This window comes from Pseudomonas palmensis (assembly GCF_017848315.1).
GTDB lineage: Bacteria > Pseudomonadota > Gammaproteobacteria > Pseudomonadales > Pseudomonadaceae > Aquipseudomonas > Aquipseudomonas palmensis.
This window is the reverse complement of sequence record NZ_JAFKEC010000092.1, coordinates 1-13,915: the sequence shown is the minus strand read 5'-3', so window position 1 is coordinate 13,915 and position 13,915 is coordinate 1. Positions and strand designations below refer to the sequence as shown.

The following is a 13,915-nucleotide window of genomic DNA, read 5'->3' as shown; positions in this document are numbered from 1 at the left end:
GCCCTGAGCGCCGCCGCTGCGCCGTTGCTGGGCGCTGCCGCACCTGCGGCCACCCAGCAGGTGCAACGCTGGAACATTCCCGCAGGGAACCTGGACGCAGCACTTGAGCAGATGGCCCGCCAGGGTGGGCTGAACCTGTCGTATGACGCCGCCAGCCTGCAGGGCAAGACCACCGCCGGCGTGTCCGGCAGCCACGACAACGCCCAGGCCCTGGCGCTGCTGTTGCAGGGCAGCGGCGTGCAGGTGCAGCAGAAGTCGGCCAACAGCTTCCTGCTGCTGCCGGCGGTGGACATCGGCGACGCCCTGGAGCTGGGTGCCACCAGCATCTCCAGCGACCGCCTGGGCGAAACCACCGAGCACAGCGGCTCGTACACCACCGGTGCGGTGACCATCGGCAAGATGCCCCAGACCCTGCGCCACACGCCGCAATCGGTGTCGGTGCTGACTCGCCAGCGCCTGGACGACCAGAACATCACCAACCTCACCACCCTGATGGAGCAGACCCCGGGTGTGGTGGTCGACTACGTCGACAGCGAGCGCGTCACCTACTACTCGCGCGGCTACCAGATCGACGCCATCCAGTATGACGGCGCCACCGTGGTGCAAGGCAGTGGCGGCGGCTCGTTCATCCAGAGTGACTCGGCGATCATCGACCGCGCCGAGATCCTGCGCGGCGCCACCGGCATGCTGCGCGGCGCGGGCAACCCCTCGGGCACCGTCAACCTGGTGCGCAAGCGCCCTACCCGGGACTTCCAGGCCTCGGCCAGCGTCACCGCCGGCTCCTGGGATGCGCAGCGCTACGTGGCCGACCTGTCAGGCGCGCTGACCGACAACGGCGCGATCCGCGGCCGCATGATCGCCGTGCACGATGACAAGGACTCGTTCCAGGACAGCCGCATGGAGCGCAAGAACGTGTTCTACGGCGTGCTGGCCGCCGACCTGGGCGAACGCACCACACTCACCGGTGGCATCGAATACACCGAGCTGGAGGCCACCGGCTCGTGGGGCGGCCTGCCGGCCAACTTCGATGGCTCGCCGCTGAAGCTCTCGCGCAGCACTTACCTGGGCGCCGACTGGAACCGATGGAACCGCAGCAACCTGCAGACCTTCGCCGAGCTCGAGCATGTGTTCGACAACGACTGGACGCTCAAGGTATCGGGCACCCGCACGCAGTTTCGCCTCGACGACCACGGCTTCAAGCAGACCTACTTCACCCGCGCCAGCACCACCAACCCCTACCTGATGAACTACCAGGTGACCGAGGGCGACGGCGGCGAAAGCGAGCAGACCAACCTCAGCGCCACCCTCAACGGCCCCTTCCAGCTGCTGGGCCGCGAGCACGAACTGATGGTGGGCGTGGAGCGCATCCGCAACGACTCCACTGCCTCGGCCACCAACTTCACGGCCTCCGGGGTGTTCGACATTCGCGAATGGGACCCCAAGACCAGCCTGCCCGAGCCGTCGATCAACATCAGCGCAAAGCCGGTGATGACCCGCACCACCCAGCAGGCGGCGCACGCCACCTGGCGCATCTCGCTGGCCGACCCGTTGACCGCGGTGATCGGCGCGCGCATCAACTGGTACGACTACGAGCAGGAAAACAACCTCAAGACCTCAGGCAAGTACAGCGTCGACCGCGAGATCGTGCCGTATGCGGCGCTGATCTACGACCTGAACAACAACCTGAGCCTGTACGGCAGCTACACCGAGATCTTCAACCCGCAAAGCGCCACCGATGCGTCCAACGCGGTGCTCGACCCGGTCACTGGCGAAGCCTACGAGCTGGGCGTGAAGGGCGAGTTCTACGACGGCAGGCTCAACACCTCGCTGGCGGTGTTCCGCATCTACCAGGTGGGCAACGCCCTGGATGACCTGGGCAGCCCCGACCCGTGCCTGCCCAACTACACCAGCGGCCACTGCAAGGTGGCCGCCGGCAAGAACCGCAGCGAAGGGTTCGAACTGGAAGTGACCGGCGAAGTGCTGCCCGGCTGGCAGGTGTCGGGGGGCTACACCTACACCACCACCGAGTACCTCAAGGACACCCTCAGCAACACCGGCAACGTGCTGCGCCCCACCGACCCCAAGCGCCAGTTGAAGCTGTTCACCAGCTACCGCCTGCCGGGGGCATACGACGCCTGGACCGTGGGTGGCGGGGTCAGTGCGCAAAGCGACATCTACTCGCGCAACGGCAATGCCGTGGCCTCGCAAAGCGGCTATGCGGTGTACAGCGCGCTGCTGGGCTACCGCTTCAACCAGCACTATTCGCTGCAGCTCAACGCCAACAACCTGTTCGACAAGCACTACTACAAGAAGGTGGGCGCCACGGCCACGGGGTACTACTACGGCGACCCGCGCAACGTCTCGCTGACCCTGCGCGCAAGCTTCTGAGGCCGGCCGCTACTGCGCGGTGCGGGCCGCATAGGCCTTGCGCCGCGAGCTGCGGGCAAAGCACACGAACAGCGCGGCCATCGCCGCCAGTGCCATCGGCAGGCCATGGGGGGCGACGTCCATGGCCGCGCCACTGACCAGCGGCCCCACCAGGCTGCCCACACCCCACAACAGGCCGACGCTGGCATTGGCCGTGACCAGGTCCTGGCCCTTGAACTGCTGGCCGATCAGCACCAGCGCCAGGGTATACACCCCGCCCGCCACCGCCCCCAGCAGCACCAGCGCCGGCCACAGCAGCCACTGCACCTGGATCAGCCACGGCAGCGCCAGGCCGATCAGCATCGCCACCACGCCGCACACCAGGTGCACCGTGGTGCGCTCGCAGCGGTCGGCCAGCCAGCCCAGCGGCAACTGGAACAGCATGTCGCCGGTCAGGATCACCGTGACCATCAGCGCCGCCACGCCCACCGCGTAGGCGTGGTTGGTGGCGTACACCGGCAGCAGCGAGAGAATCACCGCATCGAAGAACGAGAAGAACAGCACGCCCATGCACAGGGCCGGCGCCACACGAAAGAAGCCGCCCAGCGAAAAGCTCTTCTCGCCGTCGTCACCGTGCTCCACATAGTCGTTGGGCACTGTCCACACGATGCTCGCCAGGGCCAGGGCATAGCAGCCGCTGACCACGATGATCACCCAAGGGCTATGGGTGCCGAACAGCGCAAGCATGGTCGGGCCGAGCATCTGGCAACCGGTGAAGGCGGTGGCGTACAGCGCCATGACCTTGCCGCGGTTGTGCTCTTCGCTCAGTTCGTTGACCCAGGATTCGCCCAGGATGATCGCGATCCCCATGCCCACGCCCATGCCCAGGCGCAGCAGGCCGAGCAGCCAGGTGGAGTCGAACGCCCACTCGATCAGCCCCACGCTCAGGGCGCACAGGCCGAAGCTGAGCAGGTAGATGGTACGCCGGGTGAGGTGACGGCAGCAGGCGTCCACCAGGAACGCCGAGAGCATCATGCCGGCAGCGGGCGCGGCCGACAGGATGCCGATGTGCAGGGTGCTGGCCCCGGCATCGAGCAGGCGCAGGGAAACCAGTGGCAGGGTGGCGCCCAGGCTCAACCCTACGATCGAAACGGCGAACAGAAGGCCCGCCAGCAAACGCGTGTTCATCTACAACTCCGAAACCCGCCGACGCGCACATGCGCGCAGGCATCAACATGACTGTGTTCTGAAAGCGACGGTCAGTTCAGGCGCGCGGAGGAGAAAAGGTGAAGGCGAACAGGACGCTGCGCCGACGCTTGAGCACCGTATCGCACGGCCAGTCGCACAGCAGGGCCTGGACTACCGGCGGCTTTGCTGCGCAAGGACGGGAGAAACGTTTCATGGGTCGACTACAGGAAAAGGAAGGCCGGCACTCTAGGTGAAACCCCGGCCAGGCGTCAATCGCATCGACGCCTGGCCGGCGCGCTGTCAGCGCTTGCGCGTGGACGGCAGCAGAATCGCCAGCAGCCCGAACAGCGGCAGGTACGAGCACAACGTGTACACGTACTCGATGCCGTGAATGTCTGCCAGGTAGCCCAGCAGCGCCGCGCCGATACCGCCAAAGCCGAACATCAGGCCGAAGAAGATCCCCGCGATCATGCCCACGTTGCCCGGCACCAGCTCCTGTGCGTACACCACGATGGCCGAGAACGCCGAAGCCAGGATGAAGCCGATGATCACGCTGAGCACGCTGGTCCAGAACAGGTCGGCATACGGCAGCGCCAGGGTGAACGGCGCCACGCCCAGAATCGAGAACCAGATCACCGCCTTGCGCCCGATGCGGTCGCCGATCGGCCCGCCGAAGAAGGTCCCGGCAGCCACCGCCCCCAGGAACAGGAACAGGTACAGCTGCGAACTGGCCACCGACAGGTCGAACTTCTCGATCAGGTAGAAGGTGAAGTAGCTGGTCAGGCTGGCCATGTAGAAGTACTTGGAGAACACCAGCAGGCCCAGCACCACCAGCGCGCCGATCACCCGGTTGCGGCTCAGGCCGTGGGTGGCGGCCTGGCCGGCCTTGGCCTTGAACAGCGCCAGGTGGCCGCGGTACCAGCGGCTCAGGCCGTAGGTGACGATCACTGCAAACAGCGCGAACAGGCCGAACCACACCACGTTGCCCTGGCCGAACGGGATGATGATGGCGGCGGCCAGCAGCGGCCCGAAAGCCGAGCCGGCATTGCCGCCGACCTGGAAGGTCGACTGCGCCAGGCCGAAGCGCCCGCCCGAGGCCAGGCGCGCGATGCGCGAGGTTTCCGGGTGGAAGGTCGAGGAGCCGATGCCCACCAGTGCCGCAGCCAGCAGAATCATCGGGAAGCTGCCGACATACGCCAGCATCACGATGCCCACCAGGGTGCACAGGGTGCCCAGGGGCAGCAGGTTGGGCATCGGCTTGCGGTCGGTATAGAAACCGACGGCCGGTTGCAGCAGCGAGGCGGTGATCTGGAAGGTCAGGGTAATCAGCCCCACCTGGGTGAAGCTCAGCCCGTAGTTGGCCTTGAGCAGCGGGTAGATCGACGGCAGCACCGCCTGGATGAGGTCGTTGATCAGGTGCGCCAGCGCACAGGCAGCGATGATGCGCATCACCAGCGGGCTGCTCTGGCTGGGCGCGCCGGTGCTGGCGTGCGTACTTGACGGGGCGGTGCTCAAGGCCATGGGAAAACGTCCATCGGGTGGTCGGGATCCAATTATCCAGAATTCGTTAGCAAGCGCACTATTCTTTTCAGTGAGGGGGCTACTTGTTAATAATTCTCAGTAACGCTAGTCTGCGGCGCGACCTTTCGCCGGCAAGGCCGGCTCCTACGGGCACCACACCGCTCTGTAGGAGCCGGCCTTGCCGGCGAAGGCGCCCGCCCAGGCAACATCCACCCCGGTAAGACCATGCCCGACAATCAGGAAGACCGAAGCCTGACGCTGCTCTACCAGCGTCACCGCAACGAGCTGCTGGCCTTTCTCACCCGTCGGGTGCGCTGCCGGGAGACCGCGCGCGACCTCTTGCAGGACGCCTTCGTGCGCCTGATGCACAGCGAGCGCAGCGAGGTCGGCAACCTGCGCGCCTTCCTCTACCGCATCGCCAGCAACCTGAGCATCGACCACGCGCGCCGCAACCAGGTGCGCGGGGTCAGCGACGAGCAGGCCCTCGACCAGTTGCTCACCGACACCAGCCCCGAGCGCAGCGCCGTGGCCGGCAATACCCTCGACCATCTGGAGCGCCTGATCGACGGCCTGCCCTCGCCCACCCGGGAGGTGTTTCTGCTGGCCCGGGTCGAGCAAATGAGCTACAAGGACATCGCCGCACGCCTGGGCCTGGAGCCCCGCGCCGTGGAGCGCCACCTGAACAAAGCCCTGAGCCACTGCGCGGCCGCCGCCCTGCACGCGCGCCAGCCGAACGAAGCCGAATGACGCCCGATCACTCCCCCAGCGCTGAACGCGAACAGCAGGCCTTGCACTGGTTTACCCGGCGCCGTGCCGATGACCTCACGCCCACCGAACGCGACGCCTTCGACGCCTGGGTGCACGACGCACAGAACGCCGCCGCGCTGGCCGCCGTCGAACAGCTCTGGCAGACCCTGGAGCTGCCCGCCCACCGGGTGCGCAAGGCCGACCGGCACCGCGCCAAGAAAAGCCGTTGGCCGCTGTATGCGGCCGCCGCCAGCCTGCTGCTGGGCGCCGGCCTGAGCGGGTTGCTGGTGCCCTCGCTGCACACCCTGGGCAGCGACTACGCCACCGCCGCCGGCGAGCGCCGCGAGGTGCAACTGGCCGACGGTTCGCGCCTGCGCCTGGACAGCGCCAGCGCGGTGGACATCGACCTCGACGGCGACACCCGCACCGTGCGCCTGCGCCAGGGCCGGTTGTTCGCCGACGTGGTGCACGACGGCAGGCCCTTCGTGGTGGAGGTCGACCAGGCCCGGGTGCAGGTGCTGGGCACGCGCTTTTCGGTCAGCCGTGGCGAGCACGATGACGTGGTGCTGCTCAGCGGCAGCGTCGAGGTCAGCACCGCCAGCCAGCACCAGCGCCTGAGCCCCGGCCAGCGCCTGACCCTGCACGGCGAACGGCTCGATGCGCCGCAGACGGTGGATGCCGAACGCCTGCTGGCCTGGCGCGACGGTCAGCTGCGGGTGCGCGATGTGCCGTTGCAGCAGGTGCTCGAACAACTGGCCACCTACAAGGGCACCCGCCTGGTGCTGCTCAACGAGGCCGCCGGCCAGCGACGGGTCAGCGGCAGCTTCAACCTGGACCAGGCCGACAGCGCCCTCGATGCCCTGCTCAGCAGCCAGAAACTGCGTGCCGATGCCGTGTTGGGGCACTGGCTGATCGTGCGCTGAAAATATTTTGCCGACGGCGCGGTAATTCCCGTTTCTGCTGCGTCACACCCCCAACATAAGAAGCATTACCATTTGCACCTTCTTGGGGGAGGAACCATGCAGTACCCACGTGACGTCGCGTTCACCCGTCGACCCTTGGCCAGCGCGATCCTGGCCGCCAGCTTGCTGGCGTTGCTGCCAGGCGCCGCCGTGCAGGCCGCCGAGGCCACTCAGGCCCAGACGCAACGCATCGATTTCCATATCTCGACGCAGTCGCTGGTCGATGCCATCGAGCTGTTCAGCGCGCAAAGCGGCTACCAGGTGATCTATGACGCCAACCAGGTAGCGGGCATCGTGTCCCCCGAGGTGCAGGGCCAGTACACCGCCGAACAGGCGCTGCGCACCCTCACCGGCAGCAGCGCACGGCTGAGCCAGCCCAACCCCAACAGCTTCCTGATCGAGCTGCCGGTGGATCTGGGCAGCGGCCTGCAACTGGATGCCGTGAGCATTTCGGGCAAGGCGCCAGGCTCGACCACCGAAGGCACCGGGCTGTACACCACCTACTCCTCCAGCAGTTCGACGCGCCTGAACCTCACGCCCAGGGAAACCCCGCAGGCGCTGACCGTGATGACCCGCCAGCGCCTGGACGACCAGCGCCTGAGCACCCTGACCGACACCCTGGAAGCCACCCCGGGCATCATCGTCACCCGTGACGGCCTGGGCGCCGAGAGCGACAGCTACTATTCGCGCGGCTTCGTGATCCAGAACTACGAAGTGGACGGCGTGCCTACCACCACGCGCATGGATAACTACACCCAAAGCATGGCGATGTACGACCGGGTGGAGATCGTGCGCGGCGCCAGCGGCCTGATCAGCGGCATGGGCAGCCCGTCGGCGACCATCAACCTGATCCGCAAGCGCCCCACCTACGAGGGCCAGGCCAGCATCACCGGCTCGGCCGGCACCTGGGACCGCTACGGCAGCGGCTTCGACGTGTCCGGCCCGCTGACCGAAAGCGGCAACGTGCGCGGCCGCCTGGTGGCCGACTACAAGACCGAAAAGGCCTGGGTCGACCGCTACAAGCAGGACACCCAGCTGCTGTACGGCATCACCGAATTCGACCTGAGCGAAGACACCCTGCTGACCCTGGGCTTGAGCTACCTGCGCACCGACGTCGACTCGCCGCTGCGCAGCGGCCTGCCCACCCGGTTCAGCAACGGTGAGCGCAGCAACCTCAGCCGCTCGATCAACAGCGCACCCACCTGGTCGTACAACGACCACGAACAGACCAGCTACTTCGCCTCGGTGGAGCAGCAACTGGGCAACGGCTGGAGCGGCAAGCTCGAGTACAGCCACTCGGAAAACAAGTTCGATGAGCTGTTCGGCTTCGTCATGGGCGATCTGAACCCGGATGGCAGCGGCATGAGCCAGCTGCCGGTGCGCTTCTCGGGCACCCCGCGCCAGGACAACCTGGACCTGTACGTGACCGGCCCGTTCAGCCTGTTCGAGCGCGAGCACGAACTGATTGGCGGCGTGACCCTGTCGCAGTTCAGCCAGGGCGTGCCCGAGTGGGGCGGCTGGCGCTACGACTACAACGCCACCCCGGGTGCGTCGATCGACAACATCTTCGACTGGGACGGCAAGCAGCCCAAGCCGGCGTTTACCGAAAGCGGCAAGTCGTCACAGGAAGAAAACCAGTACGCCGCCTACCTCACCACCCGCCTGCACCTGAGCGACGACCTGAACCTGATCCTGGGCAGCCGCCTGATCGACTGGGAGCGCAAGACCGAGGACCGCCCCTATGGCGCGGCCAGCAGCAACACCGACCGCAAGGAAACCGGCGTGTTCATCCCCTATGCCGGGGTGGTGTACGACCTGAACGACACCTGGTCGCTGTATGCCAGCTACACCAAGATCTTCAACCCGCAGGGGTCGTGGGTGCAGGACGCGCAATTCAAGCCCATCGACCCGATGCAGGGCATCGGCTACGAGATGGGCATCAAGGGCAGTCACTTCGACGGCAAGCTGAACTCCAGCGTGGCGGTGTTCAAGCTCGAACAGGACAACCTGGCGATCTGGCAGCACGACAACGTGTACGAGGCCAAGCAGGACACCACCTCCAAAGGCATCGAGATGGAGATCAACGGCGAACTGGCCGAGGGTTGGCAGGCGTCGGCGGGGTATGCCTATACCCTGACCACCGACAACCAGGACGAGCGCATCAACACCGTGCTGCCGCGTCACAGCCTCAAGACCTTCACCAGCTATCGCCTGCCCGGGGTGCTGGACAAGGTGACCGTGGGCGGTGGCGTGAACTGGCAGAGCAAGGTGGGCAACGACCTGCACACCTTCACCCAGGGCAGCTATGCCATCGCCAACCTGATGGCGCGCTACGACATCAACGAGCACCTGGAGGCCTCGGTGAACCTGAACAACCTGTTCGACCGCGAGTACTACAGCATGGCCGGCCTGTACGGCACCTACGGCGCACCACGCAACGTGATGACCAACTTCACCTACAGGTTCTGAGGGGTTTTTGGCTAAGCGGTTGATCGGGCGTTAAATTTTTTGAAATTGGGTGTTGACACAACATCGTTTCGAGCGAATAATGCGCGCCACTTGGCTACATAGCTCAGTTGGTTAGAGCATAGCATTCATAATGCTGGGGTCCGGGGTTCAAGTCCCTGTGTAGCCACCAAGTACTAAAAAGGGCTTACCGAAAGGTAGGCCCTTTTTTCATGTCTGAAGAAAAGTGCCGGCCGCTTCGCCGGCAAGGCCGGCCCCTGCACGCCCGCAGGAGCCGGCCTGATCCTTTCAGAGCGACCAGCGCAACGTCAGCATCGCATTGCGTGGGTCACCGTAGAAGTTGCCGCCATACACCGTGTTGGTGGCAATGCTCTGGTAGTACCTGGTGTCAAACACGTTGTTCACGTTCAGGCGCACGTCCAGGTGCTCGGAGGCCTTGTAGCTGAGCATCAGGTCGACCAAGGTGTAGGCATCCTGCTCGATGCGGTAGGTGCTGTCGGTGGCGTACCAGTTGTCACCCTTGTTGTAGATCGCATTCTGCCGGTACACCCCGCCGCCGACCTTCCAGCGCTCGAACTCGCCCGGCAGCTGGTAGGTGGTGAACGCCTTGAACACGTGCCGCGGGATGTCGGTGTCGAACAGCCGCCCCTCGTTGGCCGGGTCGCCGTCCTTCACGTACTTGACCTGGGCGAAGGTGTAGCCCGCGCCCAGTTCCCAGCCCGGCAGTACAGTGCCGTTCACTTCCAGCTCGATACCCTCGCTGCGCAGCTTGCCCGCCGCCTCGGAGCAGCTGGGCACCAGGTCGGAGCACTGGTAGCGCTCCAGGGTCTTGGCGCGATTCTCCTGGTCGATGCGAAACACCGCGGCACTGGCATTCAATGCGCCGTCGAAGTACTCGCCCTTGATCCCCACCTCGTAGTTCTTGCCCTCGATCGGCTTGAGTTCGCTGCCGCTGGCGTCCTGCTCGGACTGCGGCTTGAAGATGTCGGTGTAGCTCACGTACACCGAATGCTGCGCATCCAGGTCGTAGATCACCCCGGCGTAGCGGGTCAGGTTGCGCGTGACGCTCACGTTGACAGGCTTGCCCAGGCGCGTGCCGTTGCGGGTCTGGGATTCGCTGTCGTACCAGTCCAGGCGCCCGCCCACGATCAGCTTCAGGTCGTCGGCCAGGTTGAAGCGCGACGTGACGTAGGTGCCGGTCTGCGAGGTTTCGCGGTCCTGGTGCCAGTAGTTCAGGTCCAGGCGACGCTTGGGCAGGCTGCCGGGGTCCCAGGCATGGATGTTCATGCCGATCAGGTCGTCGCTGTAGTTGCCCTTGCCCTCGAAGGTCAGCTCGCGGCGGCTGGCCCCCACCACCAGTTCGTGTGTACGCCCCAGCAACTGGTACGGCCCGGTGGCATAGGCGTCATAGCTGCTCTGCTCGTCGTCGTAGTGGTACTGCCCCAGGTACTGGCCGAACACCTCGCCCTCATCGCCCATGCGCTCGGTCATGCTGCCGAGCATCTTGAGCTTCGACCAGGTGCGGCTGGCCGCCAGCAGCAGCTTCCAGTCGTTGTCCAGGCGATAGTCCAGGCGGCTGAACAGGGTGGTGTTGTCCTGGTCCCAGTATTCCCAGTCGTTGCCCAGGTAGGTGGAGCGTGAAAGGTGCAGGTCGCTGCCGTCGATGCCAGTGGGCAGGCCGCCCCAGGTGGAGGTGTTGTTGACGCTCTGGTTCGACAGCCCCAGGGTGAAGGTGCTGTTGTCGCTCAGGTCGGCCTCGCCGATGGCATAGAACACCGAGCGCTCGGTATCGGCCACGTCCTGGAAGCTGTTGCGGGTCTGGTAGGCGGTGACCATCCGGCCGCGCAGGGTGCCGCTGTCGTTGAGCGCGCCGGAGCCGTCGACCTCGGTACGGTAGTTGTCCCAGCTGCCGGCACTGCCGGTGATGCTCAGGCGCGGGTCGGCCGTGGGGCGCTTGCGCACCATGTTGATCGCCGCCGACGGCGTGCCCGAGCCCTGCATCAGGCCGGTGGCGCCGCGCACCACCTCGACGTGGTCGTAGATCGCCATGTCGGGCGTGGAGTTCATGTCCCGCGAGAGGTAATGCGACAGGTCGTTGGAGAGCCCGTCGTTCATCAGGTTCTCGACGGTGAAGCCGCGAGCATAGAAGGTCGGGCGCTGCGGGCCGTCCTTGGTCATGGACATGCCGGGGGTGTTCTTGAGCACATCTTCCAGGCTCTGCATGTCCTGGTCGTCCATGCGCTGGCGGGTGATCACACTCACCGACTGCGGGGTTTCGCGGATGCTCAGGGGCAGCTTGGTGGCCGTCTGCATCGGCCCGGTGGTGTAGGAGCCGGTACCCTCGGTGGTGCTCCCCAGCACCTGCCCGTTGATACTGGTGGCGCCCAGCTCCACCGCGCCGTTGGCCGCCGGCAGCGCCACCAGCACGTAGCCGTCGCTGCTGGCCTGGGCCTGCAGGCCGTGGCCGTACAGCAGCGCGGCGAAGCCGTCCTGCAGGGCATAGTTGCCCTGCAGCCCGGCGCTGGACAGGTTGGCGACCTGGCCGGCATTGAACGAAATGGCCACCCCCGACTCGCGGGCATAACGGCTCAGCACGTCGCCCAGCGCCCCGGCCGGGATGGCATAGCGCTGCACCTGCTGTTGCGCATGCGCCGGCTGCAGGGCCAGCAGCGGCAGCGTGCCGAGGGCTAGATGAACCGCCAGCGCCAGGGCGCGGCTGGGCTTGAGGGGCTTGTGTGAAGGCATGTTCCCGACTCTCCGATGTATTGGCTAATACAAGGACGCACAGGTAACGGGAACTGGAAGCGTTTGATAAGGATTTCTATTCAAGAGTGACTCGCGTGACCCACGGGGTGTAGTGCTGCACCCGGATCGGGAAGCTGCGCGCCAGCAGGCGCAACGCCCGCTCGCTGTCGTCGGCGGGCAACACGGCGGTCACGTTCAGGTGCGCCAGCGCCTTGGCATCGAACAGCAGGTAGCCGCCGTGGTTGCGTGCCAGGCGCTCCAGCACCTCGCCCAGCGGCTGCTCCTTGACCATCATCTGGTGGCTGGCCCAGGCCTGCTCCAGCCCGGCGGCGTCGACCGCCTGGAGTGGCTGGATGCCAGTGGCGTCGAAGCGCACCTGCTGGCCGGCGCTGACCGTGCGGCTGCTGCCGGCGCTCTTGACCTCGGTGCTCGACTCGAGCATGGCCAGGCGTGTGCTGTGCTCGCTGCGCTCGACCATGAAGCGGGTGCCCAGGGCACGGATGCTGCCGTGTTCGGTGACCACGCGGAACGGGCGACTGGCGTCCTTGGCCACATCCAGCAGGATCTCGCCACTGAGCAGGCGCAGGGTGCGCGATTGGGCGTCGAACTGCAGGTCGACCGCCGACCGGCCATCCAGGCTGATGCGGCTGCCGTCCGGCAATTGCTGTGTAGTCCACTGGCCGCTGCCGGTACGGATATCGGCCATCAGATAAGCCGGCGGATAGTGCTGCAGCACCAGGCCGGCCGGCAGCAGCAGGCCCAGGCTGATTGCCAGCGCCTTGAGCGCGCGCTTGCCACGGGGTTGCGGCGCAATGCGCTTGAGCGCCGCGCGGGCCGGCGCACGGGGCAGTTCACGCAGTGGCGCGAGGCTGCCCTGCAACTGGCGCACGGCCTCCAGGTGCTGCGGGTCGCTGGCCAGCCATGCCTCGAAGGCCTGCTGGTCGCCGGCACTGGCGCTGTCGTCCAGGCGCACCAGCCATTCGGCAGCCTTGCGCAGGGTGGCCGCAGGCAGGTTCACAGGGCAGGATCCGTGGCAGCGTGGCAGTGCAGCAGGGCCTGCACCAGGTGGTTCTGCACCGTCTTGGTCGAGACGTTCAGGCGTGCGGCGATCTCGGCATGGCTGAGCCCTTCGAGGTGACGCAGGATGAACACTTCGCGGGCACGCACGCTCATCAGGTCGAGGGCGCGGGCGATGTGCTCCAGGGCCTGGAGGGCGGCCAGCATCTGCTCGGGAGAAGGTGCCTGGTCGAGGTACTCGACGTGCCGGGCGAGCGCTTCGCGGTAGGCCTGTTCGAGCTTCTGCCGGCGCCCGCGGTCGATCAGCAGACGCCGCGCCACGGTGGCCAGGAAGGCCCGCGGCTCGCGCGGGGCCACATAGCTGCCGGCGCTGAGCAGGCGCATGAAAGTGTCCTGGGCCGTGTCGGCAGCGTTGTGCGGGCAGTCCAGGCGTTGGCGCAACCACACCAGCAGCCAGCCGTGGTAGCCCTTGTACAACGAAGCGAGACTGTCGGCGGGTGGGGTGGCTTTCATGTCGGCGGCACTAAATGAGAATGGTTATATCTTATGGCGCCGCTGGTGGGAGATGCAATGGCGGGATCGGTGGTGCGCCTTTCGCTGGCTAGCCAGCGCAGCGGCCAGGCGCTCAGCGCACATTCACGAACACCACCGCCACCCCCAGGCCGATCAACGCCACCCCGATCACCCGGTCCACCATGCGCTGGCGGCGCAGCATCGCCTGGCGCAACGCCTCCCGCGAAAAGAACAGCGCCACCAGGCTGAACCACACCCAATGCGCCAGCGACATGAACGCCCCATAGGCAAAGTTGAGCCCCAGCGAGGCCCCCGGCTGCACCACCTGGCTGTACGCGCTGACCACGAACAGCATGGTCTTGGGGTTCAGCGCATTGGTCAGAAAGCCC

At 66.2% G+C, this 13,915-nt stretch carries 11 protein-coding genes and 1 tRNA gene; 5 read left to right on the top strand and 7 right to left on the bottom strand.

Annotated elements, in window-relative coordinates:
- The coding region (locus tag JZZ72_RS26725; protein ID WP_210015435.1) for a TonB-dependent siderophore receptor at positions 1-2,388 on the top strand (2,388 nt) is incomplete at its 5' end.
- A 9-nt stretch (positions 2,389-2,397) separates the two neighbouring features.
- On the opposite strand, the gene JZZ72_RS26720 is transcribed toward JZZ72_RS26725, so the two are convergent.
- The 3 genes from JZZ72_RS26720 to JZZ72_RS26710 all read right to left on the bottom strand — a co-directional run bounded on the left by JZZ72_RS26720 (position 2,398) and on the right by JZZ72_RS26710 (position 5,076).
- Entirely contained in the window at positions 2,398-3,555 is a 1,158-nt protein-coding gene (locus tag JZZ72_RS26720) for an MFS transporter (RefSeq protein ID WP_210015434.1), read from the bottom strand.
- Positions 3,556-3,631: 76 nt separating this feature from the next.
- Entirely contained in the window at positions 3,632-3,769 is a 138-nt protein-coding gene (locus JZZ72_RS26715; protein ID WP_168186857.1) for a hypothetical protein, read from the bottom strand.
- An 86-nt stretch (positions 3,770-3,855) separates the two neighbouring features.
- Positions 3,856-5,076, bottom strand: a complete 1,221-nt coding sequence (locus JZZ72_RS26710; protein WP_043864311.1) for an MFS transporter — start codon at positions 5,074-5,076, stop codon at positions 3,856-3,858.
- A gap of 225 nt (positions 5,077-5,301) precedes the next feature.
- On the opposite strand from JZZ72_RS26710, the gene JZZ72_RS26705 reads away from it, so the two are divergent.
- The 4 genes from JZZ72_RS26705 (at position 5,302) to JZZ72_RS26690 (ending at position 9,423) form a co-directional block, all read left to right on the top strand.
- Positions 5,302-5,823, top strand: a complete 522-nt coding sequence (locus JZZ72_RS26705; protein WP_054916253.1) for an RNA polymerase sigma factor — start codon at positions 5,302-5,304, stop codon at positions 5,821-5,823.
- Complete coding sequence (locus tag JZZ72_RS26700) at positions 5,820-6,746, top strand: FecR family protein (protein WP_210015433.1); 927 nt, start codon at positions 5,820-5,822, stop codon at positions 6,744-6,746. Before JZZ72_RS26705 ends, JZZ72_RS26700 begins: the two co-directional genes overlap by 4 nt.
- A 96-nt stretch (positions 6,747-6,842) precedes the next feature.
- Positions 6,843-9,254 carry a TonB-dependent siderophore receptor gene (locus JZZ72_RS26695; protein WP_210015432.1) on the top strand — a complete coding sequence of 804 codons (2,412 nt, stop codon included), beginning with the start codon at positions 6,843-6,845 and terminating at the stop codon, positions 9,252-9,254.
- A gap of 92 nt (positions 9,255-9,346) precedes the next feature.
- Positions 9,347-9,423, top strand: a tRNA-Met gene (locus JZZ72_RS26690).
- Between the two features lie 116 nt (positions 9,424-9,539).
- Here the strand turns inward: JZZ72_RS26690 and JZZ72_RS26685 are convergent.
- From JZZ72_RS26685 to JZZ72_RS26670, 4 genes are all read right to left on the bottom strand, one after another.
- Positions 9,540-11,996 (bottom strand): TonB-dependent siderophore receptor, encoded by a 2,457-nt coding sequence (locus JZZ72_RS26685; RefSeq protein ID WP_043864307.1) that lies wholly within the window; start codon positions 11,994-11,996, stop codon positions 9,540-9,542.
- A gap of 76 nt (positions 11,997-12,072) precedes the next feature.
- Positions 12,073-13,014: a FecR family protein gene (locus tag JZZ72_RS26680; RefSeq protein WP_052504321.1), complete on the bottom strand. Its 942-nt coding sequence runs from the start codon at positions 13,012-13,014 to the stop codon at positions 12,073-12,075.
- Positions 13,011-13,526, bottom strand: a complete 516-nt coding sequence (locus JZZ72_RS26675) for a sigma-70 family RNA polymerase sigma factor (protein WP_043864306.1) — start codon at positions 13,524-13,526, stop codon at positions 13,011-13,013. The genes JZZ72_RS26680 and JZZ72_RS26675 overlap by 4 nt, the downstream gene beginning before the upstream one ends.
- A gap of 112 nt (positions 13,527-13,638) precedes the next feature.
- A partial coding sequence (locus JZZ72_RS26670; protein WP_210015431.1) for a LysE family translocator occupies positions 13,639-13,915 on the bottom strand: 277 nt, incomplete at its 5' end.

Excerpts from the sequence above, each read along its gene's own strand:
- JZZ72_RS26700 (WP_210015433.1), top strand. The coding sequence starts at position 5,820 with ATGACGCCCGATCACTCCCCCAGCGCTGAACGCGAACAGCAGGCCTTG.
- JZZ72_RS26705 (WP_054916253.1), top strand. The coding sequence starts at position 5,302 with ATGCCCGACAATCAGGAAGACCGAAGCCTGACGCTGCTCTACCAGCGT.
- JZZ72_RS26685 (WP_043864307.1), bottom strand. The coding sequence starts at position 11,996 with ATGCCTTCACACAAGCCCCTCAAGCCCAGCCGCGCCCTGGCGCTGGCG.
- JZZ72_RS26720 (WP_210015434.1), bottom strand. The coding sequence starts at position 3,555 with ATGAACACGCGTTTGCTGGCGGGCCTTCTGTTCGCCGTTTCGATCGTA.
- JZZ72_RS26675 (WP_043864306.1), bottom strand. The coding sequence starts at position 13,526 with ATGAAAGCCACCCCACCCGCCGACAGTCTCGCTTCGTTGTACAAGGGC.
- JZZ72_RS26710 (WP_043864311.1), bottom strand. The coding sequence starts at position 5,076 with ATGGCCTTGAGCACCGCCCCGTCAAGTACGCACGCCAGCACCGGCGCG.
- JZZ72_RS26695 (WP_210015432.1), top strand. The coding sequence starts at position 6,843 with ATGCAGTACCCACGTGACGTCGCGTTCACCCGTCGACCCTTGGCCAGC.
- JZZ72_RS26715 (WP_168186857.1), bottom strand. The coding sequence starts at position 3,769 with ATGAAACGTTTCTCCCGTCCTTGCGCAGCAAAGCCGCCGGTAGTCCAG.